Below are 25,769 nucleotides of genomic sequence, written 5' to 3'. Positions count from 1 at the left end.
GACAAACTTAAAGTAAAAGGTCAATATCTGTACAATCAGATATTGGCCTTTTTTTGTTCAGTCCAATGACTATCCCGCAGTTTCAGTACTGACTTTATCCCAATCGTTTTCATCATCATATTGGATCAGCCAATTTGCCGCTTTGTGCCACTCATGTACAGCATCAACGTGCAGCCTGCCTGGCGTAGGTTTAGCGGTGATGTGTGCATGTCGCACCGCCCAGTGCAAGCGATACAATAAATCCGCCCAATCCAAAATTTCGGATTTACTGCGTGGTTTGACGCGAATTGCTAGTTCATTTGGCGCATCTGGTAAGCTCGCTAAAAGAATCTCAAACTCTGCTCCTGGCGATTGACCGTCTGGCATACCTATATTTTTTTGCAAACCACTTGCCCACAGTAAAAAACGTAATGCTTCGCCATTTATACTGAGCAAGTTTTGGTTACCCGCTGGATCAAATATATATTGCTGCTCGTTGGCACTGAAACAATCATTCAGTTGCTTTGCTTGAATATCGTTACGCAAGATTGCTTGTTGTATCGGCTCGGACAGAGAAAATTGCCGGATCAGACTCAGTGCGGTCAGGCGTTGCGCCAAGGCATCGGCACTACGCAGGCTTATTTCGTCTTCACTTTCGATCAGGGGCAACTGGAGGTTAATGCGGATACCACGTTTATGCAGCACCAGTTCTGATAATTCTTTGCGCAGTTCTGGAGATTTCATAATCAACCGGAAGAAAAAAGGTCACAGATTGTACCAGTGCTGAGCGCGACGCTGTGGCAAGTTTTTCTTCCGGGATGAATGATTTGATTAGTTTTGAGCCAGCGTTTCAGTATTCACAGTTTTGGCTTGCTTGCGGCGATTGAAAAACATCACTACACCCACTAGCAATAGTAAAGGTAAGCACAAAGGGGCGACTGCCAGTGCCAAAGCGATTGCAAGAGCTGCAAATACGAAAATTAACAAAGCGGAAACACCTGCTAAAACCGCACTAGTAACGATCACTGCAAATATACATGCAAGGGCCGCGATGATAATCCCGACAAATGCTGCACCAAAGCCAACAACGCCAGTAACTTCTTCGTCATTGATGATGATGGTATGAGGTGAAACGAAGTACATCGAGCATGTCGCTGCAATTGTTACTAATACCAGCAAAATAAGCAGATTACGTGTTGTTGTTTTCATGATGATCTCTCCCTTGGGTAATAAATTAAATGTTTTTGTTGATGAAACCATCTTATTCGTTGGATCGATCGGTATCAATTCGCATGCGACAGGCGGTAAAAACCTCGTGATGAAGTGCTTGAAAAGCGGAATATTCAAGCGGTCTGGCCGCGGTGGCTCCAGACATCGCTTGCATCTCTACCCCGTTGGATGTAGGGGATTCAGTGGCACTTCTATGCCTTCGAGATGGAAGAAGATAAAAAAATTTGAATCAGAGGTGCGAATGAAACGATACTCAGGCGTGTCGACACCGATCAGGATGGCCTTATTTTGACCTGCTCAGGCGCAACACATGGGAATCGTATTGCATTAAAACAAATTGCTTTATGCCATAAACCTTTGCTCGATCACCTTGACTGCCTCAGCTACGCCATTTTCTTGTTTCATGGCTATCGCAATTTTCTCCGCAGTATGGGCTAAACCAGGATTATTCAGAATGTATCTGATTTGATCTGCTAGTTGTTTCACGCTCAGGCTGCGACGTTTGCTGAATTTACCAGCTATCCCTAAACGATGTAATTCGCGTCCCCAATGCTCTTGTTCACTGAGGTGCGCAACGACGATGGATGGTTTCCCTGCCAGAGTGGCTGATTGCGTTGTTCCGGCACCGCCGTGATGCACAATTGCACGGCAATGCGGGAAAATCAAATGATGTGGTGCGGCAGAAACAAATAAAATCTGCTCGTTCGAGTTGAAACCGCATTCCTGCCACGACGGACTCTGGATAATGGCGCGGCAACCAGCCAGTTTTGCGGCTTGGGTCAAGAGGTGCAATGTAGCGGTTTGATTGACAAAATCTTGTGGCATCCAGCTACCAAATGTCATGTACACAGGCGCATCTCCAGCGCAAAGGAAGTTACTTAAAGCACCTGGCAGCGTCCCTTCCATGCTCAGATTGGGGGTATCAAGAAAACCGCAAACTTCAACTGATGAAGGCCAGTCCGGCTGGCGTGGACAAAATTGTGGACTGACCGCTTGCAAGGTCAGAAATGGTGACATCCATACTTGTGTCATCAGATCTTGAGTTAATGGCATACCCAATTGCTTACGCAAACGATTTGGATAGTGCCGGATGACGCGGTTGATACTAAATTTTGTGATCCACCAAATCAGACGATGCCCCCATTTTCCAAGTGCATTAAAGCCCAGTGGATTGGTGTAGTCGCTGGGGACAACGATATTGGCAAGTACGATACTGACATAGGGCTTATGTTCTTGTTCCGCAGCAATTTGCAACGGATGCATGAAGTAATGACCGATCAGTAAATCGTTGTCTTTACTCAGTTGTTGGGCCGCAAAAAACATCTGATCTTCAACCGGCGCAAATCCTCTTTGCAAAATGGTCGCGATTTGTTTCATCGGATCGCGGATGTTGTAGGCGATTTTCGAGATTTTTTCGGCTTCTTCCAGACTCACGACCGGTGATGCGATGAGTTTGATCTTCACTCCATTCGCTGATGTAGCGTTCGTATAAGCTGCGCTATCAAAACAAGTGATGAGCAGAGTCACATCATGACCGCCTGCTTGCAAGCCTTCGGCGAGCGCCAGGAATGGGCGTATGTCGCCATGACTACCCCAGGTTTGCATGCCTATTTTCATAGTTTCTCACATCTCAAATAACGTTTAACGATCTGTCACGGACGATTACAGCATATCCAAATTATCCAGCATTTTTTGTGCTTGCATTTTAAAATCACTAATCGCCTTTACGTCCATTTTTTCTAGCTGCCTGTATGCCATGCCGATCCGTGGATTTTTTGCCAGCACTGATTTGTTGCGCTCAAAAAAATCCCAATATAAGGCATTAAAAGGGCAGGCTTTGTCGCCAATACGGGATTTTTTATCGTAGTAGCAGCCTTTGCAATAGTCGCTCATTTTATCGATATATGCTGCGCTTGACACGTACGGTTTGGTCGCCAGCAGACCGCCATCAGCGAATTGACTCATTCCTAGGGTGTTTGGTAGCTCTACCCATTCAAATGCATCGATATATACACCCAGATACCATCGATGTACCGCCACCGGATCTAAGCCTGCAAGCAAAGAAAAATTCCCTATCACCATCAATCGCTGAATATGATGTGCATGCGCTTGCTCCAATGATTGCGTAATTGCATGGGACAGACAATTCATTTTGGTTTTGCCGGTCCAGAACCATTGAGGTAGATCGCGTTGATGTTGAAAGAAGTTCTTTTCTGCATACTCAGGCATATTTGCCCAATACACACCGCGTATGTACTCACGCCAGCCTAAAATTTGCCGGATAAATCCTTCAGCGGCAGCCAGTGGTACATGACCTGCCCGATATGCTGCTTCCGCTCGTTTTACTACTTCATGTGGTGTCAGCATTTTCACGTTGAGCGCAAACGAGAGAAGAGAGTGAAATAAGCGCCACGCTTTGGTATGCATGGCATCCTGAAAATCACCAAAATGTGGGAGTGCGCGGTCAATAAAACCTTCAAGTTGTTGCAAAGCCTCTTGGCGGTTTAATGCCCACGCCAATGCATCTGCCTGTGCGTGCCCAAAGCTCGCGACACCGGCATTGACGATGCTTTGCCATAGTTCTGTATGATCGTGTCTGGTTCTTATATCGGCAGGCTCAATTGGTATTCCTTTCCAGGCTTTGCGATTATCGTGATCAAAATTCCATTGATCGCCAACCGGCTTTTTGTCATCCATTAATATCTGATGTTGCACACGCATTTGGCGGTAAAAATATTCCATCAACCATTGCTTGCGTCCCTTGAAGATTTCGGCTGCCTGTCCACGATGCGTATAAAAATGCTCGCTATCGACCATGCGCCAGGGAATAGTCGATGTACGCCCATGTTGGTAGAGTTGTTGATCCAGACGCCATTCATCTGGGGCCTGATATTCAACCGCATCGGCTTTATATTGCGTGATCAAAACATCGATATTGGCAGGAATAGCATGTAAATTCTCAGGGGCGTCAATCTTGAGGTAATGAACCTGATGACCCAGTGCTTTTAACTGACGTGCCATATCTCGCATGGCTGCAAAAATCGCCAGAATTTTTTGCGCGTGGTGGAGTACGTAGTCCGTTTCTTGCCTGACTTCCATCAGAACGTAGATCTTGGTTTTATCCACGTTCCTGAACCAGTAATGTTGGATATTTAATTGATCGCCAAGTAGCAGTCTGATCGTCGTCATAGTGTTTGTCTTTTTTAAAATGTATTCCATAAGCGTTGATACGATCCGTCGCGGTCATGGTCATGCATTTGTTTTTGAATGTTGAATCGTCGGCCATTGCGTGGGTCGGTTCCAAGCCCGGCAATATAGAGCCAATTCCCCTGATTGCTGTAGACATCGTAATCAATTAAGGATGCCTCAAACCATGCGGCACCCGCGCGCCAGTCGCATTCCAGATCGTAAATCAGATAGCTGGCGACAATCTGTCTTAAGCGGTTGGATAAATATCCTGTGCTATAGAGTTCTCTCATGCCAGCGTTAACCAAGGGCTCCGCCGTTTTCGCCATACACCATTGTTCAAATCTATCTTCGTGATGTGTCGGCGTTGGTGCTTGAGTCAAGCCACTTGCCGCATAGAGCTTGCGCCCATATTGAAGATGTAAAAAGCGAAAATAATCACGCCAAAGTAGTTCAAACCATATCCAGTAGCTGCCGTCATTTGCACCATAGGTCGCTTCGAACTCTTTTAAATCTTGGTAAATCTGGCGTGCGGAAAGGGCACCCGATGCCAACCACGGCGCAAACTTCGTTGAATAATCACGCCCTGATAATTGATTGCGGGTGAGCTTATAAGTGTGCGGAAGTTTTTTCGTCAAATAATTCTGTAAATGGTTGCGGGCAGCACTCGCGCCACCGGAAAAAGCCGGTAAATAATACGGAAACGAAGAGCGTGGATCATTGCTTAACGGTATTGGCATCGACGCGACTGACACCACTAACACTCCCGATTTCGGACGTTTAGTTTCCAATTGAATCCAGCGGGCAGCAACAGTGTTGAAATTATCAGGTAATGCCGGAATTACCGCTGGCTTTGGTGCAGGTGATCGTGGTCTCACACCTTCGGCTTCAATGAGCTGGCGGAATTGGGTGAAAACTCGGGGCAGGGCATCTGCCGTGAACGGCAAATCTGCAGGGTCAAGTAAGCTCGAATGCCATACGGTATGCACATGCAAACCTGCAGAACGCAATGCATTTACCTCGTCTTGCTCATAGGGCGCAGCTATTTCTTCACAATAAACCGTTTTAGCATTGATCTCACTCGCCAATTGCGGCAAACATGCTGCGGCACTGCCATGAACTTCGAGCAAGGTGTTACCGCTCGCCTCTAATTGCATTCTCACTTCGGTTAGTGCAGCGGCGATAAACTGCTGACGATGTCCGTTACTTTGTGGGAGCCTACACCGTTGTCGAGAATTGAAAACATTAATCGCACTGACGTGGCAATACACAAATACGATTTTTTCTGCGACTTGACATGCTTTTACCAGGGCGGGATTGTCCTCAATACGCAAGTCATTACGAAACAAATAGATAACAATTCTTTCTGAGCTAGATTGGCTAGGTTGCGTTTGCGAAGAGGTGTTTATCATTGTTGATTTCAGCATGTCTTACCTTTACTGGCGCTGCGGCAACGCTCCGAGCAGTATTTCACTTCATTCCAAACTTTTTCCCATTTTTTTCGCCATGCAAAAGGCCGCATGCAATATGGGCAAAGCTTAGTTGGTAAATCGGCTTTTTTTCGCATCCGCATGAAGAGGTTCCTTGCCAATCAATGTGTGATCATTTGTTCGCCCTAATTCGAACTCGTACTTGCAAGCACTCTGATCAAACTATATTGCTGTATCGCACTTTTTTATTATATCAACGGACGAAAAAATGCACCGGAGACGCGGCGATAGATGTTAATTCAACCATTAAATATCTGAATATACATTTTTGAGATATGATATTTGAGTAACGAGATTTATGTAGGTGATGATGTCTGCGTACTGATGAAAATCGTGCAGCCCTTTTTAGACCTTGCAAATAACTATCATGAAAAAAATCCTCACTTTCCTTTTATGTTTAGGCCTGCTTAGCAATTTGCATGCGCAAGATAGCCAGGTGGTCCCACCCAATGGTTTCCTCAGTGATTATTCCAGGCTGGTGCTTGATCCTCGTTCCGCGGACAACTATTTTCATTACACCCCGCCAGAAGCGCGAGGACGTAAAGTGGGTAAGATCTATTTTTTTAAGATAAAAAGTTACCCCGAGGATAAACAATTTGACCTGATCGATAAGTCCACTGCGGATGCCATGGTGGAAAAACTCGATCAGGTTTTGCGTCACAAATTGAAAGACAAAAATCTGCTCGTTGATACACCAGAGCAAGCTGACACGATAGTGCAAATCGCCGCAACAGAAGCCAAGACTATTGACGCTGGTCGTGACGTGATTGATTTTATTCCGCTACGTCTACTCACAAAGCCTATCAAGGACGCTGCAATGGGTAAACAACAGCAAATCGTCGTGACTTTAGAAATGTCCATGCGTGACGCCAAAACCAATCAGATCGTATTCGAAGCAGTACATCACTCCGCTGGAAAAAACATAGGCCGCACGGGCGATGCCAAATTGCAGGCAAATATGAAATCCCTGGAACCAGTTGTTGATGTCTGGACCAATAAAATTGTGAATGAAATTGCGGATCCGAAGTAAAAACCGCTTTTGCATACGGAGCGCATATTGAGGTGGGTACTGGTTCGATCCGAGTGTTGACTAGCACCCGGGAGAAAAACAAAAAAGCCCTTGAATAATTCAAGGGCTTTTTTCTTATCTTGGAAGGGGGAAGTCGAACGATCTATTGAAAGCCTTACCAATAAACGATCTACGAATTTTAAAAACATGAAATGCCCCTAAAAATGCCCCTTTGTGTTTTTTCTTAAGGTGTTTTATCCCGCTAGTTTATAGAGCCTATTTATGCTCAAATTTTAAGCAAATAATTTACGATAATATTTTTCTATTATTTTTTACTTATCCATAAATAAAGCACTCTTGCCATTTCCTTTCATGGGGTTCGTTTGGAAACGAAGGGCGGGCAATATTTAAGATGCCAGTTTTTCGGCTGGTTGACATTTTCTTTCATGGGGTTGTTTCTAAATGAAGCACTTTATTACCGTATCCTCAAAATTGGGTAGGCGGTTTTCCCCATCCACCATTGGCGGTGGGTTATCACTGGGTTCCTCATTGATTACCGATGGGTTAACCGTGGGTTCTCCATCCGCCGCTGGTGGCTGGGGCAAGGGTCGCGTTTGAAATGCTACCCTTTCAGATTTAAAATCGAGACGCTATATTTTGCGAGTCTGCTTAATAGGCTCACAAAATGAACAGAGTAGGTTTAAACGACTCACAAGCCAAAAATGGATAGTCCGCAATACTGGCCAGAATTAAACGACCTAAATACCGCTTCCCCAATTTTGGGTAGTCTGCCACTGAATGCTCGGTCTTCCCGCAATGGAGGAATACCTTGACACTAGTCACACAGTCTGTCGCTGAATGCTCACTGAGTCAGTCACAATGAAGCTAACAAAAGCTAACATCTGATGAACAGGTGTTGAACGTGTGTTGACTCACTCGGGTACTTGCACTGTGCTTATCTGGTACTAGTCTTATGCGACCGCAATACGGACGTAATGCGGACAAGGTGCGGACGGTATGCGGACGCATTCCAGCGCCAGCAATCGTGACACGTCGTGACTATGCGTGACAGGTCGTGACAGCTTCGTGTTGTTCGCAGTTCGATCGTAGTTACCTCATACACGGTTCGTACACGGTTCGTAGACGTTTCCGTAACGCTACAAGCGTTATTAATGCGTTAGGCAAGCGTTAGCGATTCTCACATCTGAGCATCGCGCGAGCTTTCGAGAATAGTATCGAGCATTCGGCACTATTCGGGGAACTTCGGCGGGAATCTCCTTAAATATGCGGACGTTGGCAGACTACGCAACTCTGCGCCAGCCTCAGATTAAGGGTGGGATGTACATCATGGACATACTGCATTGCAGTGTGTCGCGCATCATGGATATAAGGGGCAATGCAGGATAAAGCCTGTATGCCTGACGTGCTGGCGCGGCCTTCTCTATTGCCGCCTCGATGAGTTTTTACGAAGTCCGATTTAGGGACTTCGTGTTGCTTTACTAGCTTTATCGACTAACCATCTTAAAGAGGGTTTGTGAAGCAATAGGGAGTGCCTTACTTTGCGTACCTAGTTGCGTACTTATTTGATGATCTGGCGGATTTATATTTTCCCGTATGGCGCTTTCATCACTCTGGCGCTGGTGGTTTCCGGTTCGGGTTTATTTGACTATCGGTGCGAACCTAACCGCGAACCTATACCAAAATGAAAAGTCTGAATTGTGGAAATAAAAAAAAGATTAAACCGACGGTCAGAACGCCATACGGTCTTGAGGATTTTAGCCCCCCACCCATGCTAAACGCCTCTAACAGTCCGACCAAATGGCTACGGCCTCGCACATTGAGAAGCGCCAGCAAATAAACAAGCCAGCTCTGAGGCTGGCGCTGGTGTTAGTGATATGTCGGCTTAATTAGCTTCAGTGCTGGCGGCTGGCGCTGCATGTTGCCTTCTTTGTCCTGCTTATAGGTAGGTATTGACTCAAACAGGCCGCCTTCCTCAAATAACGAATCTCCCACGGCTTGCCCTTCGTCCGTATTGGTCAGGAAGTCCATAAAGACCAAGTGCAAGGCTTCAAACATCGCGCCTTCTTTAAAGTCCTTTCCTCTGTGTTCTGCTGAATCTTCCAAGCCATGTACAAAGATGATGTGCACAAGGCTATCAGATTCGGTCAGGTCTCCACGGTCAGCCACATTAACATTTACTAACTCGCACCTTTGCGCCAAGGTCGTGCATGTATCAAGCATATGGCTAATGTCCGTCAGTAAATAGCCCCATGCCTTCAATGCCGCGTTTGTGCTTTCCATTCCTTTGTGGATTGCGCTGGCAGTCTGCTCTAGTTCTTCAATTCTCCCAGCGTAAAACGGGCTGTTATAGCCTTTTAGCTGCCTTGCCTTTCTACCGTACTGATAGGCCTCGTCACGGGCTGCATTCAACGAATTGACAGCTTTCCTGATGTTGTAACGTAGCCTTATCAGTGGCAATGCTATTTCTTGCATGGTTAGCGGGGTCGAATCGGCATTTTCCCGTTTCGCTTTCAATCGGTGAATGTTGCCAGCGCCAGCAATTTCTTCTTTTGTTTTCTCGCTCATGCTCTTAAATCCTTTTTTAATTTCTACATACAGATGGTAATTCTCTAGAGGTGTACGGTAGGCGTACTATATGAAAGCCCAAAAACACCCATTTAAGTACGGTGGGCGTACCTAAACGCGATTTTTCCTATCCGCTTGGTACGGCTGGCGTACCTAAATTCCTGTTTTTTGCTTGCTTAGGTACGGTAGGCGTACTGGACACTTTGTTTTTGATAGGCTGAATTAGATCTACCCATTTATTCATTGGCCTAGTTGTCGCGGAGATGTCTAACTTATCTCCGCACTCGTCAATTGCCAGCCATCCCAAAGCAAACAAATTGCATTTATGTAAGCCGCCTTGTCTGGTCTTTACAATCAATCCTGATGCAAGTAGCTCGTCCATTGCCTTGTATAGCGTTTCTTTGGATTTCCAACCTCTAGGACGCATAATCTTTTCAAATGCAGTGCTCGCGTCGCCATTTTTGTGAAGTCGCCATTGGCTCGCAATATCCAATAACAACTTACAGGCGTAAGGTGATAAGTTGGCTAGGGCTTGGCTTTGAAGTACAGCAACGGGCAGAGCGAGGAACTGACCGCCTCCCCGCGCTGCCTTTGCATCCTTAAGCGAATGTCTTTTTGATTGACTCATGCCTAGCCTAGATCAAGCTCGCTCTGCGGACTTTTCAAATCAGACGGGCTGATTAAAATGTACCTAGCAATATTCCGGTGTTGTAACCCATCAACGCCTATGATGCTTTCACGAATCGAGGCGAAACGATGACCTAACATTTCCAAGTCTTGAATGCGAGTAGCAATTCTGAAATAGCCCAGACCTTCGCCCTCTTTGGTATTAAGTCCACGCTCACCGAGATAAATTAAAACCTTCAGCAAGGTAGATAATTGCGACTCACCGGACGAGGATTTTAGGGTAAGATCATTGGCCTCAAGTTCTTTTCTAAGTCTGCTTATATGTTGAACGCCGCATCTTAAAACTTGAGTTTCTGATTTCACGCCGCCCGCCAGCTTAGTGAATGATTTGCCTCCCTCGTTGGAGGCATTTTGCTTTGTAGGGTCGCTCATTTGCTTACCTCAGCCCGATAGTTCAAAGGGTCAGCAAAGAATTTATGAAGCTCTCGATTTGAATAAGCGGTGCAACGCTCGGAAAATTTGACTGGCTGCGGAGCCATGCCTTTTTTTACGAGTTGCCTAAACTTTTCTCGGCATATCGGTGAGAATGGCGCTATCTGGCTCCAACGGCTCATGCCGTCGGCTGGGAGGGTTTTACTTTGTGGTGTGTTTGATTGATTGTTCATGACTGCCTATCTTTGCTCGTTGCCACCAAACTACGGCGGGGTGATGCAAAGATAGACTTGAAACAATTCTATAAAAACTACTCAAACTAAGCAGAATTTAAATGTGCTTAGCAAAAACTAATTGTGCTTAGTTCAGGTCTTTTTATATGACCGTTTTGGCAGATTCCAATGTTGATTTAGCCATTTGACTGGGAGGTTTGTTGATGCGGTTATTACGCTACTTTGATTTTCTTTTGCATACTTAACGATCAACGGCTTCAACTCAAGCACAGCCTCAGCTAACCCTACCTTAGATTTATCAAATGGCGGCTTTCGCTCGTCAACCAGTCGCAAAAATTCATTTCTGCATTTTTCAGTCTTTATTGCTTTGGCTTGTCCGCCTTTTTTTGCATTTTCCTTTGATTTTCCTTTCAAATAATCTAACATTTTATCTTGAAGCGATACTTCAGCATCCCATAGATCTTGAATATTTTCGTCAATATCAATTATATTTTCCAGCTTTTTTATGTAGTCTTTAAGCGTGCCAATAAAGAGTTCTGAGCAACTGAGAGTTAATTCAAGAAATATAGGATCATGATTTTTTCCGCGAACCTCTTTGATTTTCGCTCTTAAATGTTCAGCTTTCATGCTGGGCAACATTGTAGTGCGCGTCATATTTTCGATAAATTCCTCTGTAATTTTTTCTATAAATTCGTCTCCAAGGTCACTTCTTATATCATCCATCTTCATTAACAGCCCCTCCCTATTCCCCTAAAACGGAAACCATGCCAGCAAGCAAAGGGGCAATGCTTGTTTTCCCGCCGTCGCGGTAGGCATGGTTAAACTGGTTATTCTCTCAGTAGTTATCTGGCCTGATCGTTAATTCTTTCGATTCGTTCAAATGTAGCGTTTTTAAGTAGCTCTAGCGATGTAGTTGCAAGCAGTAATAATCGTTCTACATCATTTTTGCTGAATATCGTATTGGCATCGTTATCTTCTGCCATATGTTCCGTGTGTACTATTTGTAACGCTAATTGTGCGCCATTGGTCACGTTATAGACAGTTTCAAGGAAAGCAGTGTTTTGCGTTTGCTGTGCTTGGCGAACCCAAGAAAAACGCTCAAACTCGGTTTTTATGGTCTCTTCTTTGCCTCGTGTAAAATCTGCTTCAGCCATGATTCAAACTCCTTGTTAGTTTGCTTTGTGGTCAGGCGGCCTGAGTGTTCCCGCACCTAGTCCGCCGCTTTGCCTGAGGCCGTCAGGCTCGGTGAAACTCTGTTTATGCTGCCTTGAACGGTACGACGTTTGAATTATTCATCATGCCGTCTAAGTAATCCGCCCAATGCTGCATCATCTTTTTGCGTTCATCCAAGAATTGCGCTCGATCATAGGCGCTGGCTATTTTGTCTTTCTGTGCATGGGCTAACTGGCGATCAACGGTTTCATGCCGATAGCCTAGCTTTTCCTTTAGCGTGGTCATAGCTAAGGCGCGGAAGCCGTGCGTCGTCATCTTGCCTTCATAGCCCATACGGTTTAAGGCCATGCGGATGGCATCGCCGGACATTGGCTTTTCATGGTCGCGCTGGTTCGGGAAAAGGTATTTACCGCCGCCAGTGTATTTATGAAGCTCGCGCAATAGCTCTAACCCTTGGCGGGATAAGCACACATGATGATCTGTCTCATCTGGGTTAACCGTCAGCTTGCCGCGCTTCATACGCTGCCACGGGATAATCCATTCTCCGGTCTCTAAGTTAATTTCGCTCCATGGGGTAGTGCGTAGCTCGCTACTGCGAACGAAAATCAACAGCATCAAGCGAATGGCAAACCGAGTAGGCAGATATAACCTTGCGTTGTTTTCTCTAATGGCTGCAACAAAGGCGGGCAATTCATCGGGCGCAAGTGCTGCAAAGTGAGTGCTTTTAACTGGTTTGAGTACGTCTTTGAGGTCTGCGGCTGGGTTCTTGTTTTCTATGCCGTGCTGGTTCGCATAGCTAAACACACGGGCACAAGTCGATTTAAGGCGATGGGCAATTTCTCCAGCGCCTCGTGCTTCTATCTTGCGTAGGGCTGCGATCATCTGGGGGTGTGTGATTGAGGCAATAGGTAACTTGCCGATCTCAGGAAAAATATCCTTTTCCAACCTATTAATCGTTTCTTTGGCAGTCGTTGCACTCCAAGCACTTAGGCGGTTTGCGTGCCATTCACGGGCGATCTTTTCAAAGGTATTAGCGTTAGCGGTAGCTATATCCTCTTTGGCTTTGCGCTTGGCTTGCGCTGGGTCAATATCTCTGGCGATCAATCGACGGGCTTCTAGTCGTTTCTCTCTGGCCTCTGATAGTGTGACTTCAGGGTAAGTGCCAAAAGCTAGACGGCTCTCACGTCCGTTGGCCTGCATGAACTTCATGCGCCATAGTTTTGAGCCTGTAGGTGTCACTTCCAAGTACATACCGCCGCCGTCCGCCAGCTTATAGGCTTTCTCTTTGGGCTTCGCGTTTTTAACCTGAATGTCAGTCAAAGGGGTGACGATCTTTGGCATTTTGGGGCACTCTCTTTTAAAGGATGGGGCATTGCCCTTAAGAGTGCCCCTAAAGAATGTGGGTGTCAATGGGCATACTTTGCCGCTACGGACGTAAAAAAGCCCCTAAGTCGTTGATTACTTAGGGGCTTTTTAGGCAAACTTGGTAGTAGTTTGCGGTGTTCATGGCGGAGAAGGGGGGATTCGAACCCCCGGTAGGGATAAACCTACGCACGCTTTCCAGGCGTGTGACTTAAACCACTCATCCACCTCTCCTACTTTTCGTCTTTGCAATTGTGCCGCATCAGCGAAGCTCGCTATTCTAGCAAACTATTTCTTCAGATGGAAGCTTTGGTGTTGAATTATTCAAAATTCAGGCGCCAATCCAGGGCAAACCTTGTTGACACCAACCACCTATGGTCTTTCTATGGCCCTGTTGATCCTTATCACCTTCGAAACCTTGCAAAATATCATAGCAATTTATATAAGCATTTTCTGTTGCTAGCTTGGCTGCGTGGCGTGAGCGCACGCCGGAGCGGCATAGGAATAAGATAACCGTATCTCTATTTGCTGACACCGCCTGCAATTGCGCCAAAAAATCTGGATTTGGCGTCCCGCCTGGGTAGATATTCCACTGCACAGCAAAATGTTGTTCTTCCTTGATGCCAACTTTACCTACCCAGTCGCGTTCGGCGTTCGTTCTTACGTCGACTAACAACACGGATGAATCGGCTTGCAATAAGTCGTAGGCTTCAGTCGGGGTGAGTGCGCCTGCATAGGGCAGCCCTTGTTCTTGTCCACGTTGACGAGCAGTTTGCAACAAAGCGAGGCTAGACATGTTGATATCTCATAAAAAAGGGAATGTTCTTCGTATTGATTATGCACGAGGAGTACTTTTTTTGCACTGTGTTCAATGTGGTTGTTATGTTTATGCGGACACCAATTTTCTGAGCATGTTCAATTCTGGTGCTGGTTTGCCGAACAAATAGCCTTGGAAAGCATGACAATCCTGGCTTTGCAAGAACGCCAGTTGTGCTTCGGTTTCAACGCCTTCGGCAATGACAGCCAGCCCTAAGCTTTTACCTAAGCCAATGATGGTGCGGGTGATCGCTGCGTCATTGGGATCAATCAAAATATCTCTCACGAATGATTGGTCGATTTTTAGTTGATCCAGAGGTAGACGTTTTAAGTAGCTCAAGGAAGAGTAACCGGTTCCGAAATCGTCGAGAGAAAAACAGACGCCATGTGCTTTGAGTTGGTTCATTTTACATATGGTTTCTTCGATGTCGTCGACCAACAAACTTTCAGTGAGTTCCAGCTTGAGTTTGCGGGCATCAACGCCAATTTCTTCAATGGTAGATAGAACGCCTTTGACAAAATCTGGCTGGCGAAATTGTTTGGCACTGACGTTGACTGCCATTGTCAAACTAGCCGAGTGTCGGTCGCTGCTCCACGCACGCAATTGCTGGCAGGCTGTTTTAAGTATCCAGGTGCCGAGAGGAATAATGAGACCAGATTCTTCTGCAAGCGGAATAAAGTCTGCCGGGGAAATCATTCCCTTGAGCGGATGTTGCCAGCGCAGCAGCGCCTCGGCGCCGATCAGTTTGCCTGCGCTATTGACTTGTGGTTGGTAGTACAACAAAAACTGTTGCTGATAAATGCCAGTCCGCATAGCCGCTTCCATTGTTGCTCGCGCTGTCACAATATTGAGCATAATCGGATCGAAAAAGCACAAAGTATCGCCACCGGACGATTTGGCTTCGTACATTGCGACTTCGACTTGCTTGAGCAATTCGTCGGCGGATTGGGTGTCAGTACTAAAAAAATCGATGCCTATGCTGGCGGTGGTGTGATACTCATGGCCATCAATAAAATACGGTTGTTTGAGTTTTTCGATAATTTGGCTGGCACTGGATTTTGCTCTACTCGCGGTTTCTCTGAGATTGTCACTGATGCCTTCCAGTATCAGCGCAAATTCGTCGCCACCGATGCGCGCTAATGTATCCGCTTTACCGACGCTTTCAGAAAGTCTTTTGGCGACTTGTTGCAACAGCATATCGCCAGTGCCATGACCGTTAATATCGTTAATGGTTTTGAAGTTGTCCAGATCGAGAAACAAAATTGCGCCGTGCCGTTTGTTGCGCATATTGCTGGCGAGCGCATGTTGTAAGCGGTCGAGTAACAATCGGCGATTCGCTAATCCAGTTAATGGGTCGTGGTAAGCGAGATGTTCGAGCTTGGCTTCAGTGGCTTTACGCTGCGTAATGTCGAGCATGGTGCCGACGTAATTGATAGTTTTTCCATCTTGCGATCTGACCGCGGTAATAGTCAACCATTCTGGATATATTTCGCCATTTTTACGACGATTCCAAATCTCGCCCTGCCAGAATCCATGTAGTTGCAATTGTTCTGACATGTCTTTGTAATAGCTTGAGCCGTGTATGCCAGATTTGAGTAAATTTGTGGTCTTGCCTAATGCTTCTTCACGGGAGTATCCGGTGATCCTGGTAAAGGCCTTATTGACTCGGAGGATGTTGCGATGTTCATCGGTAATCACCATTCCTTCTTGTCCTTCAAACGCAATCGCGGCGACGCGCAAATCATCTTCTATGCGTTTGCGGTCAGTGATATTTTGTATTGTGCCTATGCGCCGGATTAGCTTGCCATTCGAACTTCTGTCGAGGGCAATTTGAGAGTGAATCCAGATAATTTCTCCGTCTATGCTTAAGCGGAATTCAACAGCGCAAAACTGGGTCAGACTTTCCTTCCAGTGCCGAATCACTTTTTTCTGGTCATCTGGATGAATTCTTTCAAAAATAGTTTGGCAGTCAACGTTGCTTCCTATTGGAAGCTTCAGAATGTGATAAGCCTCATTGGAACAATGTATCTGGTCGTAGTTATCTGCAATCCAGCTACCGGTGGCAGATATACTCTGGGCGCGACTCAGATCCGCTTCTCGGGCTGCGACTTCCCTGGTTCTGTCGGCGATAATCGCTTCCAGATTACGTTTTTGCGTACGAGTATTGAGTAATAATTTAACCATACATGCCAGCATTAGACTGATCAAAAATACGATACTGCATTTTACGTATAAGCCAGTTAATGGTTGATTGGTATTGCTATTAACGACATCGAGATACCACACAGCGTTGGGTAAGGTGAGTTTTTGGTGAACTGTATTTTGGCCGTCGAAATGTGTACTTTTATCTATAGTTTGTTTGTTCCCGGTGGCAGGGTCGATACGCCACAATTCGTAATCGTGGCCGCGTTGCGCCATGCTGAGTAGGCCAGATTCTTTCAGTATTGACTCTAGCGTAATAACGACAGATATCATGCCCCAAAACTGTTCTTGACCAGATTCTGCTTTTAAATAAACGGGCAAGCGCCCGATGATGCCGATACTGCCGCGTTTAAGCGTCAGTGGGCCGGCCAGTGTAAGTTGGTTGGTGTTTTTCGCTAAGAGTGCTTCAGTTTTTCTGGAAGGGTCGGTGAGTAAATTAATGCCCAAGCCATATTTGCGCCAGTATGCCGGTACGACGTTAGTGGTGATACCGTCTGGTGCCAGGTAGAGCGCCGATATACCAGGGTGATATTCAAGCAAATGATCAGCAAAAGAATCGAAATCATCGACCTTGCCTTTACGGTCTTTTACCAATGAGGCTACTGCGTAGGTCGCTGACAGTGCATGTGCAAGCTTATCTTCAATGGTGTGTATTTGCAGGCTGGCGAGCTCTGTAGTCACTAAGCGGTCTTCGATCGCTGCACTTCTTTCTAAGCGAATGATCAGCGTCACGCCGATGCTGATGGCCACAAAGAAGGTCAAGATCGCACAGATATGCGAATTCAGCGAAAATCTTCTGGTGATAGGTGGCATGTGACATCAATGAATAGGTAGACTGGTCGGAAAGAAACTTATGTTTATGTAATTGTAGGCTCGCGTAATTGCGACAATTTATCCAGTCAGCGACGAAGCGCAAATTGGTCATCAAAGATAGCCACTTGAGAAATGAGAGTCAATCGCATTACCTGCCTATCCGCATTGAGTATGATGAGCATCAATCATTTGATCTCAGAGCAGGAATGGCTTTGAACTAAAACGGTTTGTTTGCATTGGTATGGAATGACGATATGCGCACCAAAATGAGGATGCACGAATCATTAAAAATGAGATGCATTAAATTGGTGCGAAAATTATTTTTGCGCACCAAAATGGTGAGTGTGTCGTGCAGAGATGGGCGTCTATATTTACTTTTTTTATATACTCATTCATAAAAAAACAAGGGTTTTCCAAAAAATCTATTTGTTTTTAACAGAACTGGAAGGTGGCATAGTTTCTGCTATGATTGTTAATTGAGTTTAGCCGCTGCATGAAATTTGATGAAAAAATGGTATTTATAGTGCTGTTGGGTTATCAAATAATATGGCTGGCACAGGGCTCAGCAATTTCCGAATTTATTTTTAGCTCTATTTGAGGAGTTTCACATGGCAATGACAGCCGCAGAAGTCTTGAAAATGGCGAAAGACAACGAAGTTAAGTTCGTTGATTTCCGCTTTGCTGATACCCGAGGCAAAGAACAGCACGTAACTGTTCCAGTTTCCCAATTCGATATCGATAAATTCGAATCTGGTCACGCATTCGACGGCTCGTCCATCGCCGGCTGGAAAGGGATTGAAGCTTCCGACATGTTGTTGATGCCTGATCCAAACACAGCGAACATCGATCCATTCATGGAAGAAACCACACTGTTTATGCAATGTGACGTCATCGAGCCATCCGATGGTAAAGGTTACGACCGTGATCCACGTTCTATTGCAAAACGTGCAGAGGCTTACCTGAAATCTTCCGGTATCGGTGACACGGCTTACTTCGGTCCAGAGCCAGAATTCTTCATTTTTGACGGCGTACGTTGGAAAATCGACATGTCTGGTTGCTTCGTGAAGATTGATTCCGAAGAAGCGTCCTGGACAACAGGCGAAAAACTCGAAGGCGGTAACACCGGCCATCGTCCAACTGTCAAAGGCGGCTATTTCCCAGTGCCACCTGTCGACAGCTTTCAGGACATGCGTTCTGAAATGTGCTTGATTCTGGAATCCATGGGTATTCCAGTTGAAGTGCATCACCACGAAGTGGCTGGCGCAGGTCAAAATGAAATCGGTACTAAGTTCTCCACATTAGTAGAGCGCGCTGACTGGACTCAAAATCTGAAATACGTGGTTTGGAATGTTGCTCATACCTATGGTAAAACAGCGACTTTCATGCCTAAACCTATCGTTGGTGACAACGGTTCTGGTATGCACGTGCATCAATCTATCTGGAAAGATGGCAAAAACCTGTTCGCAGGCGATGGCTATGCTGGTTTGTCTGATTTCGCTCTGTACTACATCGGCGGTATCATTAAACATGCTAAAGCATTGAATGCAATCACTAACCCAGGTACTAACTCGTACAAACGTCTGGTGCCAGGTTATGAAGCCCCGGTGAAATTGGCTTACTCGGCCCGTAACCGTTCTGCATCTATCCGTATTCCATACGTTGCAAATCCAAAAGGTCGTCGCGTTGAAGCGCGCTTCCCAGATCCACTGGCCAACCCATACCTGTGCTTCTCTGCACTGATGATGGCTGGTCTGGACGGCGTACAAAACAAGATACACCCAGGTGAAGCAGCAACTAAAGACTTGTACCATTTGCCTCCAGAAGAAGATGCATTGATCCCAACAGTATGTTCTTCTCTGGAAGAAGCGTTGGATGCATTGAACAAAGACCGCGAGTTCCTGACCCGTGGCGGCGTATTCAGTGACAGCATGATTGATGCTTACATTGAATTGAAAATGCAAGATGTACAGCGTATGCGCATGACAACTCACCCAGTTGAATTCGACATGTACTACTCTCTGTAATTTGGTACAGATAAAAAAGCGGGGGCAACCCCGCTTTTTTTTGGTCTTGACGACGTTTTTGCTTCGGATTGGTTTTTTTAGATTGTATTTCCTTTACACATCCTTTGTTACAACTGGTAAGCTAGAATTGTGCGACGGCGCTGCTTCGAATACACTACAAGCCTGTTTGTGACTATTGACTGATTATGAAGAAAATATTGACCGCTATTATTTCCTTGCTTTTGATGCAAAGTGTGGCCTATGCACAGAGTGAGGTTTTTTTGTGTGTTGATGCAACCGGCAAGAAAGAATACAAAAACACTGGCGCGACTAAAGGTTGTAGTAAGGTCGAATTGCCCGGTATTACGGTTGTTCCAGCGCCTGCTTTGCCAGCAAAAAAAGCGCAAGGTAAGCCTGCGTCAAGCCCGGCAGATTTTCCTAAGGTAGACGATTCTACCCAAAAAGCACGCGATTCTGATCGTAAGCAGATTTTGCAAGATGAACTCAAATCAGAGCAAAAAAAATTAGATGATTTGAAAAAAGACTACAACAATGGCGAGCCCGAGCGCTTGGGTAGCGAGCGTAACTTCGCAAAATACCAGGAACGGACCAGTGGAATGAAAGATGATATTGCGCGCAGCACAAAAAATATTGAAGCTCTGCAGCGCGAACTAAGCAACCTCAAATAGTGCAAAAGTCAGGATGCTTTCGGGATTGAAAATTCAGGCATGATGTTTGCGTAAAGGTCGCTGTATGCGGCCTTTTTTTTCGGGATCATTTTGGAAAACTCTCTTAACTCGTTCGCCGGTCTTGATTTGTTGACCTCGGCTGTTATCGTGCTCAATGCTAACGGATGCATTGTATTCGTCAATGCCGCCGCCGAAAATTTACTTGATAGCTCCTTAAAAGCGCTGGCACATCAGAAATTAACCGATTTATTTTTAAACCCCAAAGAATTGCTCGCGGTATTCGATCAGGCGATTTCGCACCAATTTGCAGATAAGCGCCAGGATCTCACCTTGGAACGTGCTGGACGCGAAGCTTTGCATGTACATAGTATCGTCACGGCTTTAGATAATCCCGAAACGCCAGTACTAATTGAGTTTCGCGAAAACGTACAGCAACTCAAACTGGATCGCGAAGAGCGGATGCTCGATCAGAGCAAGGCAAACAAAGAATTGATCCGCAATCTGGCGCATGAAATCAAAAACCCCTTAGGTGGAATCCGTGGCGCAGCGCAATTGCTGGAATTGGAGTTGCCTGAGCGTCAGCTCAAAGAATTGCGAGAATATACGCAAGTCATTATTAAAGAAGCGGATCGTTTGCAAACATTGGTGGATCGTCTGCTGGCACCGCACCGACTTCCGCATATTGTGACGGATGTCAATATTCATGAAGTCTGCGAACGTGTCAGAAGTTTGATCGTGGCAGAGTTTCCGCAGGGATTAACTATTCATCGCGATTACGATTTGTCGATTCCGGAATTTCGTGGCGATAAAGAACAACTCATACAATCGGTGCTGAATATCGCCCACAATGCTGCCCAGGCATTGGGAGAGAGGATACGTCAAGGTGATGCCATGCTGACTTTTAAGTCCAGAGTGGTGCGTCAGATCACGGTGGCCAAGGTTCGCTACAGGCTGGCATTAGACTTGCATATCATTGATAACGGACCTGGAATTCCTCCTGAAATTCGCAACCGTATTTTCTACCCATTAGTATCGGGAAGGGATGGTGGTAGCGGTTTAGGTTTAACCCTGGCACAGAATTTTGTCGAACAACACATGGGTGTCATCGAATGTGAGAGCCGGCCAGGGTGTACCGATTTCAGAATCCTGATCCCACTCCCTTGAAGCAAGAGAGTGATAGAGGGAGTGTATAGTGTGGCATCAAAAGTGCCATCATTCATTGCTACGTTGAAACCAGAGATGAAGATAAAAATATGAAACCAATTTGGATAGTGGATGACGATGATTCAATTCGTTGGGTGTTGGAAAAAGCATTAGCCCGGGAAAATCTGAGCACCAAAAGCTTTACCAATGCGCGAGATGCGATGCAGGCTTTGCAATCCGAATCTCCGCAAGTGTTGGTTTCTGATATCCGTATGCACGGCGCATCCGGACTCGAGCTGCTACAAACTGTCAAAGCTAAACACCCTGGCTTGCCAGTCATTATTATGACTGCGTTTTCCGATCTGGATTCTGCTGTCGCAGCGTTTCAGGGGGGGGCTTTCGAATATCTGGCGAAACCTTTCGATCTCGATAAAGCGGTGGAACTCATACGCCGCGCATTGGATGAAAGTCTGCGTGAAGCCAGTGTTGAACAAACCATCTCAGAAACACCAGAAATACTCGGACAGGCACCCGCAATGCAGGATGTATTTCGGGCGATTGGACGACTGTCGCAATCACATGTCACCGTCTTGATTACCGGCGAATCGGGCAGTGGTAAAGAGTTGGTAGCGCGTGCCTTGCATAAACATAGTCCGCGTGCTGGTCAGCCATTTATTGCCTTGAATACGGCCGCCATTCCTAAGGATTTACTCGAGTCTGAATTGTTTGGACATGAGCGCGGTGCTTTCACCGGTGCTCAAACTACACGTCGCGGCCGGTTTGAACAGGCTGAAGGTGGTACGCTGTTTCTGGATGAAATTGGTGATATGCCGTTCGATTTGCAGACACGCTTGTTGCGCGTTTTGTCAGATGGCCACTTTTATCGGGTTGGTGGTCACCAACCCATGAAGGCCAATGTGCGGGTGATTGCAGCAACACATCAAAATCTGGAATTGCGCGTGCGTGATGGCTTGTTCCGTGAAGACTTGTACCACCGTCTAAATGTTATTCGTTTACGCTTGCCTAGCCTGCGCGAGCGACGCGAAGATATTCCTTTGCTGGCTAAATTTTTCCTCGCGCAAAGTGCCAAGCAATTGGGTGTGGATGTAAAACGTTTGTCGGAACCAGCCTTACAATTGTTGTCTGGTATGGATTTTCCTGGGAACGTACGCCAATTAGAGAATTTGTGTAATTGGATTACTGTTATGGCACCTGGTCAAACGGTAGAAATTCTTGACTTGCCACAAGATTTGCTTCCCGTTGCCGCAGCTACGAGTCTGACTTCGGAGTTTAAGAAAGTTGATGCTGGTAAGTCTGACGTCCCTCATGCAACTGGGTATCCAGTCAGTAATGGGATAACATCACACGATGTGCCACAACATCAGCATCAGGCTGATTGGCGTAACTTGCTTGAAGCTGAAGCGATGGCTATGTTGGTCGATGGTCAGTCAGATGTGATCGTAAAGTTGGAGCGTAGTTTTGAATCCATAGTCATTAAGGCGGCATTGAAGTTCACTCACGGCAGGAAAAATGATGCTGCAATACGTCTGGGAATTGGTCGCAATACCATTACCAGAAAAATCCAGGAGTTAGGAATTGATGGCGCAAAAGATGACTGATGTTAGCAAAAAAGCCTCAATTTTTTAGGGATTATTTTTCTTCTGAATAAAATGTTTTGTGAGACTGCAAGATCAGAGTATGATTTTTGATAGCAAGCAGCTTTTTTCTGGTTTTGTCGCCGACATTAAAGAGAAAAGCTCATTATGCTGATATGTATTTCTTTCAGGATACAGGCTAAACGCGATTCTTTTGTGCTGTCACCCTATCAGGAGATGCCCCTATGAAGTTCGAAACTCTGTTTCAGCAGCAAAATGCCTTGCCTTCGATCCCTAAGGTAGTGCAAGAGGTAATCGAAAGTTTTAACAATGACAGTGTGTCGATCGAGGAGATTTCTAAAAAGCTTTCCGCCGATCAGGTCATCAGCGCAAAGTTATTACGGTTAGCGAATTCGTCGTATTACCATGCGTCAAGAAGTGTAGGTACCGTAGACGACGCTGTTCTGATGTTGGGTTTTATGACGGTACGCACCTTAGTCGTTAGTAGTGGTTTGACTGGTGGTTTTAAATCGATGCCTGGGATTGATCTTAAACAATTCTGGCGCTACAGCTTGCACACTGCAGTGGTCGCAAAATGGCTGGCGAAGCAAACGCACGGCAATTCTGATTTTGCGTTTACGGTTGGGTTGATGCATGCCATTGGCCAATTGGTTATGCATGCAGGTATGCCTGAAGAGGCGCTGCAGGTGGATAAAATTGCTGGTACTTTAGATGCCCGCCGCAGTGGTGTTGAGCGTAATTCATTTGGCTATGATTTCTACGATGTCGGTGCAGAACTCGCCAAGCGCTGGAGATTTCCGGACACGTTTTCGATGACGATTAAAGCTTGCGCAGAACCTTTGGTGCAACAAAGTTTTGAACCTATTGCGGGTATTGTTCATATCGCTGCATGGCGAGCGCGCGCTGCTGAAAATGGCTTTACACCCGAAGAGTTAGAAGCAACGTTGCCAGTCGATGTATTACAAAAACTTGGTTTGAAACCGGAGCTTATTCTCAACGATATGCCGCCAATGAATGAGTTGAGTGCGGGTCTGGAGGATCTGTTGAATTGATTTTGACTCTTATCGTTCAACTAGGTCATTTGAATCACAAAAACGTCTAAACTCTAAACATGCGCTGCTTCTATAAAGTGGCGCATGTATGGGTTTTGTCTAAGTGTGGGTGTAGCAGATGGAAAATTAATGTCCGTTTTCTATATCCAACGCGACTGCTTCCGCAACTTTGATCCCGTCTACACCAGCAGATAAAATGCCACCAGCGTAACCGGCGCCTTCACCAGCAGGATATAAACCCTTTGTATTCATACTTTGCAGGCTATCGTCTTTGCGCTTAATGCGGATCGGTGACGAGGTTCTGGTTTCGATGCCGGTCAGAATGCCATCTTTCATTGAGAATCCACGTATTTTCTTATCAAATTCGGGAATCGCTTCGCGGATTGCAGTAATTGCGAATTCCGGCAATGCTTGTGCCAAATCGCCCAGCGTTACCCCTGGCTTATAAGACGGTATCACTTCGCCCAATTCTGAAGAAGCTTTCCCTTTTACAAAATCGCCGATCAACTGGCCAGGTGCATTGTAATTTTGTCCGCCCAACTCGTAGGCTTTTTCTTCTAGTGCGCGCTGGAAATCAATGCCAGCCAGAGGATGACCAGGATAATCGGCAGGCGTAATACCAACCACGATGGCACTGTTGGCATTGCGCTCATTACGTGAGTACTGACTCATTCCATTAGTGACCACGCGACCAGGTTCGGATGTCGCGGCAACGACTGTGCCGCCGGGGCACATACAGAAGCTATAGACAGAACGACCATTGCTTGCATGATGCACTAATTTATAATCTGCAGCACCTAGTATCTTATTTCCCGCGTTAGGGCCAAAGCGCGCTTTATCGATCACCGATTGTGGATGTTCTATCCTGAATCCGACAGAAAAAGGTTTTGCTTCTATATAGACACCGCGTTCGTAAAGCATCTTGAAGGTATCGCGTGCGCTATGGCCAATCGCCAACACCACATGATCCGTCTCAATATAGTCGCCATCATTCACATGCAGACCATGCACTTGGCCGTCTCGTATGTCAATGTCAGTGACTCGTTGCTGAAAGCGGATTTCTCCACCAAGCGCCTCGATGCCATTGCGCATTTCTTCGATCATTTTGACCAGTCGGAAGGTGCCGATATGCGGCTTGTTCACATACATGATTTCTTCTGGCGCACCAGATTTAACGAATTCAGTGAGCACCTTTCTACCGTAGTGCTTAGGATCTTTGATCTGACTATATAGCTTACCATCTGAAAACGTACCCGCGCCCCCTTCACCGAATTGCACATTGGATTCTGGTTGTAGTTCGCGCTTGCGCCATAAACCCCAGGTGTCTTTGGTGCGTTCGCGCACCGTTTTACCACGTTCTAATACGATAGGGCGATAACCCATTTCAGCTAATAATAGTGCAGCAAACAAACCGCACGGACCAAAGCCAACGACGACCGGACGTTTAAATGGCTTTGCGCCTGCTTTTGCGACGAATTTGTAATTGGTATCCGGAGTGAGGCCGAAATGGGGTCTATTTTTAAACTTTGCCAGCAAGCTTGCATCATTGCTTGTTTCGATATCCACTGTATAAATCAGTACGATAGCTGTCTTCTTGCGCGCATCATAGCTGCGACGAAATACTGTGAAGTTAAGTAATTCGTGTTCTTCAATATCTAAAAAACTCAAAATTGCTTCTTTTAGCGCAGATTCTGAGTGGTCAAGCGGTAGTTGCAAATCGGTAATGCGTAACATAGTTCGTGTCCAAAAAACTTCGTCGTGGAAGTTAGGTAATTCTTCTAAAAGAGGTATTTTACCCGTTACCGGACTGAAAACAGCGTCTTCTTTTATTTGCAGTTAGCTTGTGACTAATCCTTGGACTTCATTTTTCTGTTTATTTAGTAAGGCGAGGAAAGAATTGCTCAAGCCTAGGTTGATACCCGAATGGGTTGAATGCGATAAATCATTTTCCAAATTCCCCTTGCGTAACAGCACTAAACTTTGCTATAGTTCGCCTCCCGCTAAAACGGGAAGCAAGAAAGAAGGCAGCAGCCAGGTAACTCCGGCGGTTTGATTTGATGAAATTGACGCGAAAGCGACAACATCTGCATAAGATGCATCGAAACGAACAGCAAAAGCAATCAGGGA

The 25,769-nt window shown here is 45.9% G+C and carries 21 protein-coding genes and 1 tRNA gene; 6 read left to right on the top strand and 16 right to left on the bottom strand.

Annotated features, from left to right (window positions below):
* Nucleotides 1–69 precede the first annotated feature (69 nt).
* The 6 genes from ACO0KY_RS14195 to ACO0KY_RS14170 all read right to left on the bottom strand — a co-directional run bounded on the left by ACO0KY_RS14195 (nt 70) and on the right by ACO0KY_RS14170 (nt 5,962).
* Nucleotides 70–723 (bottom strand): DUF4272 domain-containing protein, encoded by a 654-nt coding sequence (locus ACO0KY_RS14195; protein ID WP_423047072.1) that lies wholly within the window; start codon nt 721–723, stop codon nt 70–72.
* An 87-nt stretch (nt 724–810) separates the two neighbouring features.
* On the bottom strand, nt 811–1,188 hold the full coding sequence (locus ACO0KY_RS14190; RefSeq protein ID WP_186913663.1) for a hypothetical protein: 378 nt from the start codon (nt 1,186–1,188) through the stop codon (nt 811–813).
* 363 nt (nt 1,189–1,551) lie between these two features.
* Entirely contained in the window at nt 1,552–2,826 is a 1,275-nt protein-coding gene (locus ACO0KY_RS14185; RefSeq protein WP_423047069.1) for a glycosyltransferase, read from the bottom strand.
* A gap of 45 nt (nt 2,827–2,871) precedes the next feature.
* A complete protein-coding gene (locus ACO0KY_RS14180; protein WP_423047067.1) occupies nt 2,872–4,398 on the bottom strand; it encodes a cryptochrome/photolyase family protein in 1,527 nt (508 codons plus the stop codon).
* A gap of 14 nt (nt 4,399–4,412) precedes the next feature.
* On the bottom strand, nt 4,413–5,822 hold the full coding sequence (locus ACO0KY_RS14175; RefSeq protein ID WP_423047065.1) for a DASH family cryptochrome: 1,410 nt from the start codon (nt 5,820–5,822) through the stop codon (nt 4,413–4,415).
* Nucleotides 5,816–5,962: a DUF2256 domain-containing protein gene (locus ACO0KY_RS14170; protein WP_417851983.1), complete on the bottom strand. Its 147-nt coding sequence runs from the start codon at nt 5,960–5,962 to the stop codon at nt 5,816–5,818. Before ACO0KY_RS14170 ends, ACO0KY_RS14175 begins: the two co-directional genes overlap by 7 nt.
* Nucleotides 5,963–6,252: 290 nt before the next feature.
* Here ACO0KY_RS14170 and ACO0KY_RS14165 point away from each other — a divergent pair, with 290 nt between their 5' ends.
* Entirely contained in the window at nt 6,253–6,915 is a 663-nt protein-coding gene (locus tag ACO0KY_RS14165; RefSeq protein WP_423047063.1) for a DUF3313 family protein, read from the top strand.
* A gap of 1,866 nt (nt 6,916–8,781) precedes the next feature.
* Here ACO0KY_RS14165 and ACO0KY_RS14160 read toward each other — a convergent pair.
* The 9 genes from ACO0KY_RS14160 to ACO0KY_RS14120 all read right to left on the bottom strand — a co-directional run bounded on the left by ACO0KY_RS14160 (nt 8,782) and on the right by ACO0KY_RS14120 (nt 17,139).
* Entirely contained in the window at nt 8,782–9,480 is a 699-nt protein-coding gene (locus tag ACO0KY_RS14160; RefSeq protein WP_423047061.1) for a hypothetical protein, read from the bottom strand.
* A 127-nt stretch (nt 9,481–9,607) separates the two neighbouring features.
* Nucleotides 9,608–10,108, bottom strand: coding sequence for a hypothetical protein (locus ACO0KY_RS14155; RefSeq protein ID WP_423047059.1), 501 nt, complete (start codon nt 10,106–10,108; stop codon nt 9,608–9,610).
* A 2-nt stretch (nt 10,109–10,110) separates the two neighbouring features.
* The gene (locus ACO0KY_RS14150; RefSeq protein WP_423047057.1) at nt 10,111–10,539 is read right to left on the bottom strand and encodes a hypothetical protein; all 429 of its coding nucleotides are present in this window, start codon (nt 10,537–10,539) and stop codon (nt 10,111–10,113) included.
* 365 nt (nt 10,540–10,904) lie between these two features.
* Nucleotides 10,905–11,501 carry a hypothetical protein gene (locus ACO0KY_RS14145; protein ID WP_423047055.1) on the bottom strand — a complete coding sequence of 199 codons (597 nt, stop codon included), beginning with the start codon at nt 11,499–11,501 and terminating at the stop codon, nt 10,905–10,907.
* Nucleotides 11,502–11,614: 113 nt separating this feature from the next.
* Nucleotides 11,615–11,926: a hypothetical protein gene (locus ACO0KY_RS14140; RefSeq protein ID WP_423047053.1), complete on the bottom strand. Its 312-nt coding sequence runs from the start codon at nt 11,924–11,926 to the stop codon at nt 11,615–11,617.
* Nucleotides 11,927–12,029: 103 nt separating this feature from the next.
* Complete coding sequence (locus ACO0KY_RS14135; RefSeq protein ID WP_423047051.1) at nt 12,030–13,286, bottom strand: tyrosine-type recombinase/integrase; 1,257 nt, start codon at nt 13,284–13,286, stop codon at nt 12,030–12,032.
* Nucleotides 13,287–13,451: 165 nt separating this feature from the next.
* Nucleotides 13,452–13,541 (bottom strand) — tRNA-Ser (locus ACO0KY_RS14130).
* A 97-nt stretch (nt 13,542–13,638) separates the two neighbouring features.
* Complete coding sequence (locus tag ACO0KY_RS14125) at nt 13,639–14,103, bottom strand: rhodanese-like domain-containing protein (RefSeq protein WP_423047049.1); 465 nt, start codon at nt 14,101–14,103, stop codon at nt 13,639–13,641.
* A gap of 90 nt (nt 14,104–14,193) precedes the next feature.
* Complete coding sequence (locus ACO0KY_RS14120) at nt 14,194–17,139, bottom strand: bifunctional diguanylate cyclase/phosphodiesterase (protein ID WP_423047047.1); 2,946 nt, start codon at nt 17,137–17,139, stop codon at nt 14,194–14,196.
* Between the two features lie 608 nt (nt 17,140–17,747).
* Between ACO0KY_RS14120 and glnA the strand changes: the two genes are divergently transcribed.
* The 5 genes from glnA to ACO0KY_RS14095 all read left to right on the top strand — a co-directional run bounded on the left by glnA (nt 17,748) and on the right by ACO0KY_RS14095 (nt 23,642).
* Nucleotides 17,748–19,163, top strand: coding sequence for a type I glutamate--ammonia ligase (gene glnA, locus ACO0KY_RS14115; protein WP_186914262.1), 1,416 nt, complete (start codon nt 17,748–17,750; stop codon nt 19,161–19,163).
* Between the two features lie 185 nt (nt 19,164–19,348).
* Nucleotides 19,349–19,831, top strand: a complete 483-nt coding sequence (locus ACO0KY_RS14110; RefSeq protein WP_423047045.1) for a DUF4124 domain-containing protein — start codon at nt 19,349–19,351, stop codon at nt 19,829–19,831.
* 90 nt (nt 19,832–19,921) lie between these two features.
* Nucleotides 19,922–20,995: a nitrogen regulation protein NR(II) gene (gene glnL / locus ACO0KY_RS14105; protein ID WP_186914266.1), complete on the top strand. Its 1,074-nt coding sequence runs from the start codon at nt 19,922–19,924 to the stop codon at nt 20,993–20,995.
* A gap of 89 nt (nt 20,996–21,084) precedes the next feature.
* Nucleotides 21,085–22,593, top strand: coding sequence for a nitrogen regulation protein NR(I) (gene ntrC / locus ACO0KY_RS14100; protein ID WP_423047042.1), 1,509 nt, complete (start codon nt 21,085–21,087; stop codon nt 22,591–22,593).
* Between the two features lie 221 nt (nt 22,594–22,814).
* Nucleotides 22,815–23,642 (top strand): HDOD domain-containing protein, encoded by an 828-nt coding sequence (locus ACO0KY_RS14095; protein WP_186914270.1) that lies wholly within the window; start codon nt 22,815–22,817, stop codon nt 23,640–23,642.
* A gap of 126 nt (nt 23,643–23,768) precedes the next feature.
* Here ACO0KY_RS14095 and ACO0KY_RS14090 read toward each other — a convergent pair whose 3' ends face one another.
* A complete protein-coding gene (locus tag ACO0KY_RS14090; RefSeq protein WP_423047040.1) occupies nt 23,769–25,376 on the bottom strand; it encodes an NAD(P)/FAD-dependent oxidoreductase in 1,608 nt (535 codons plus the stop codon).
* Nucleotides 25,377–25,769 lie beyond the last annotated feature (393 nt).

The sequence above is a fragment of the Undibacterium sp. Dicai25W genome (assembly GCF_049340505.1).
Lineage (GTDB): Bacteria > Pseudomonadota > Gammaproteobacteria > Burkholderiales > Burkholderiaceae_D > Undibacterium > Undibacterium jejuense.
This window is presented reverse-complemented; position numbering and strand designations above follow the sequence as displayed.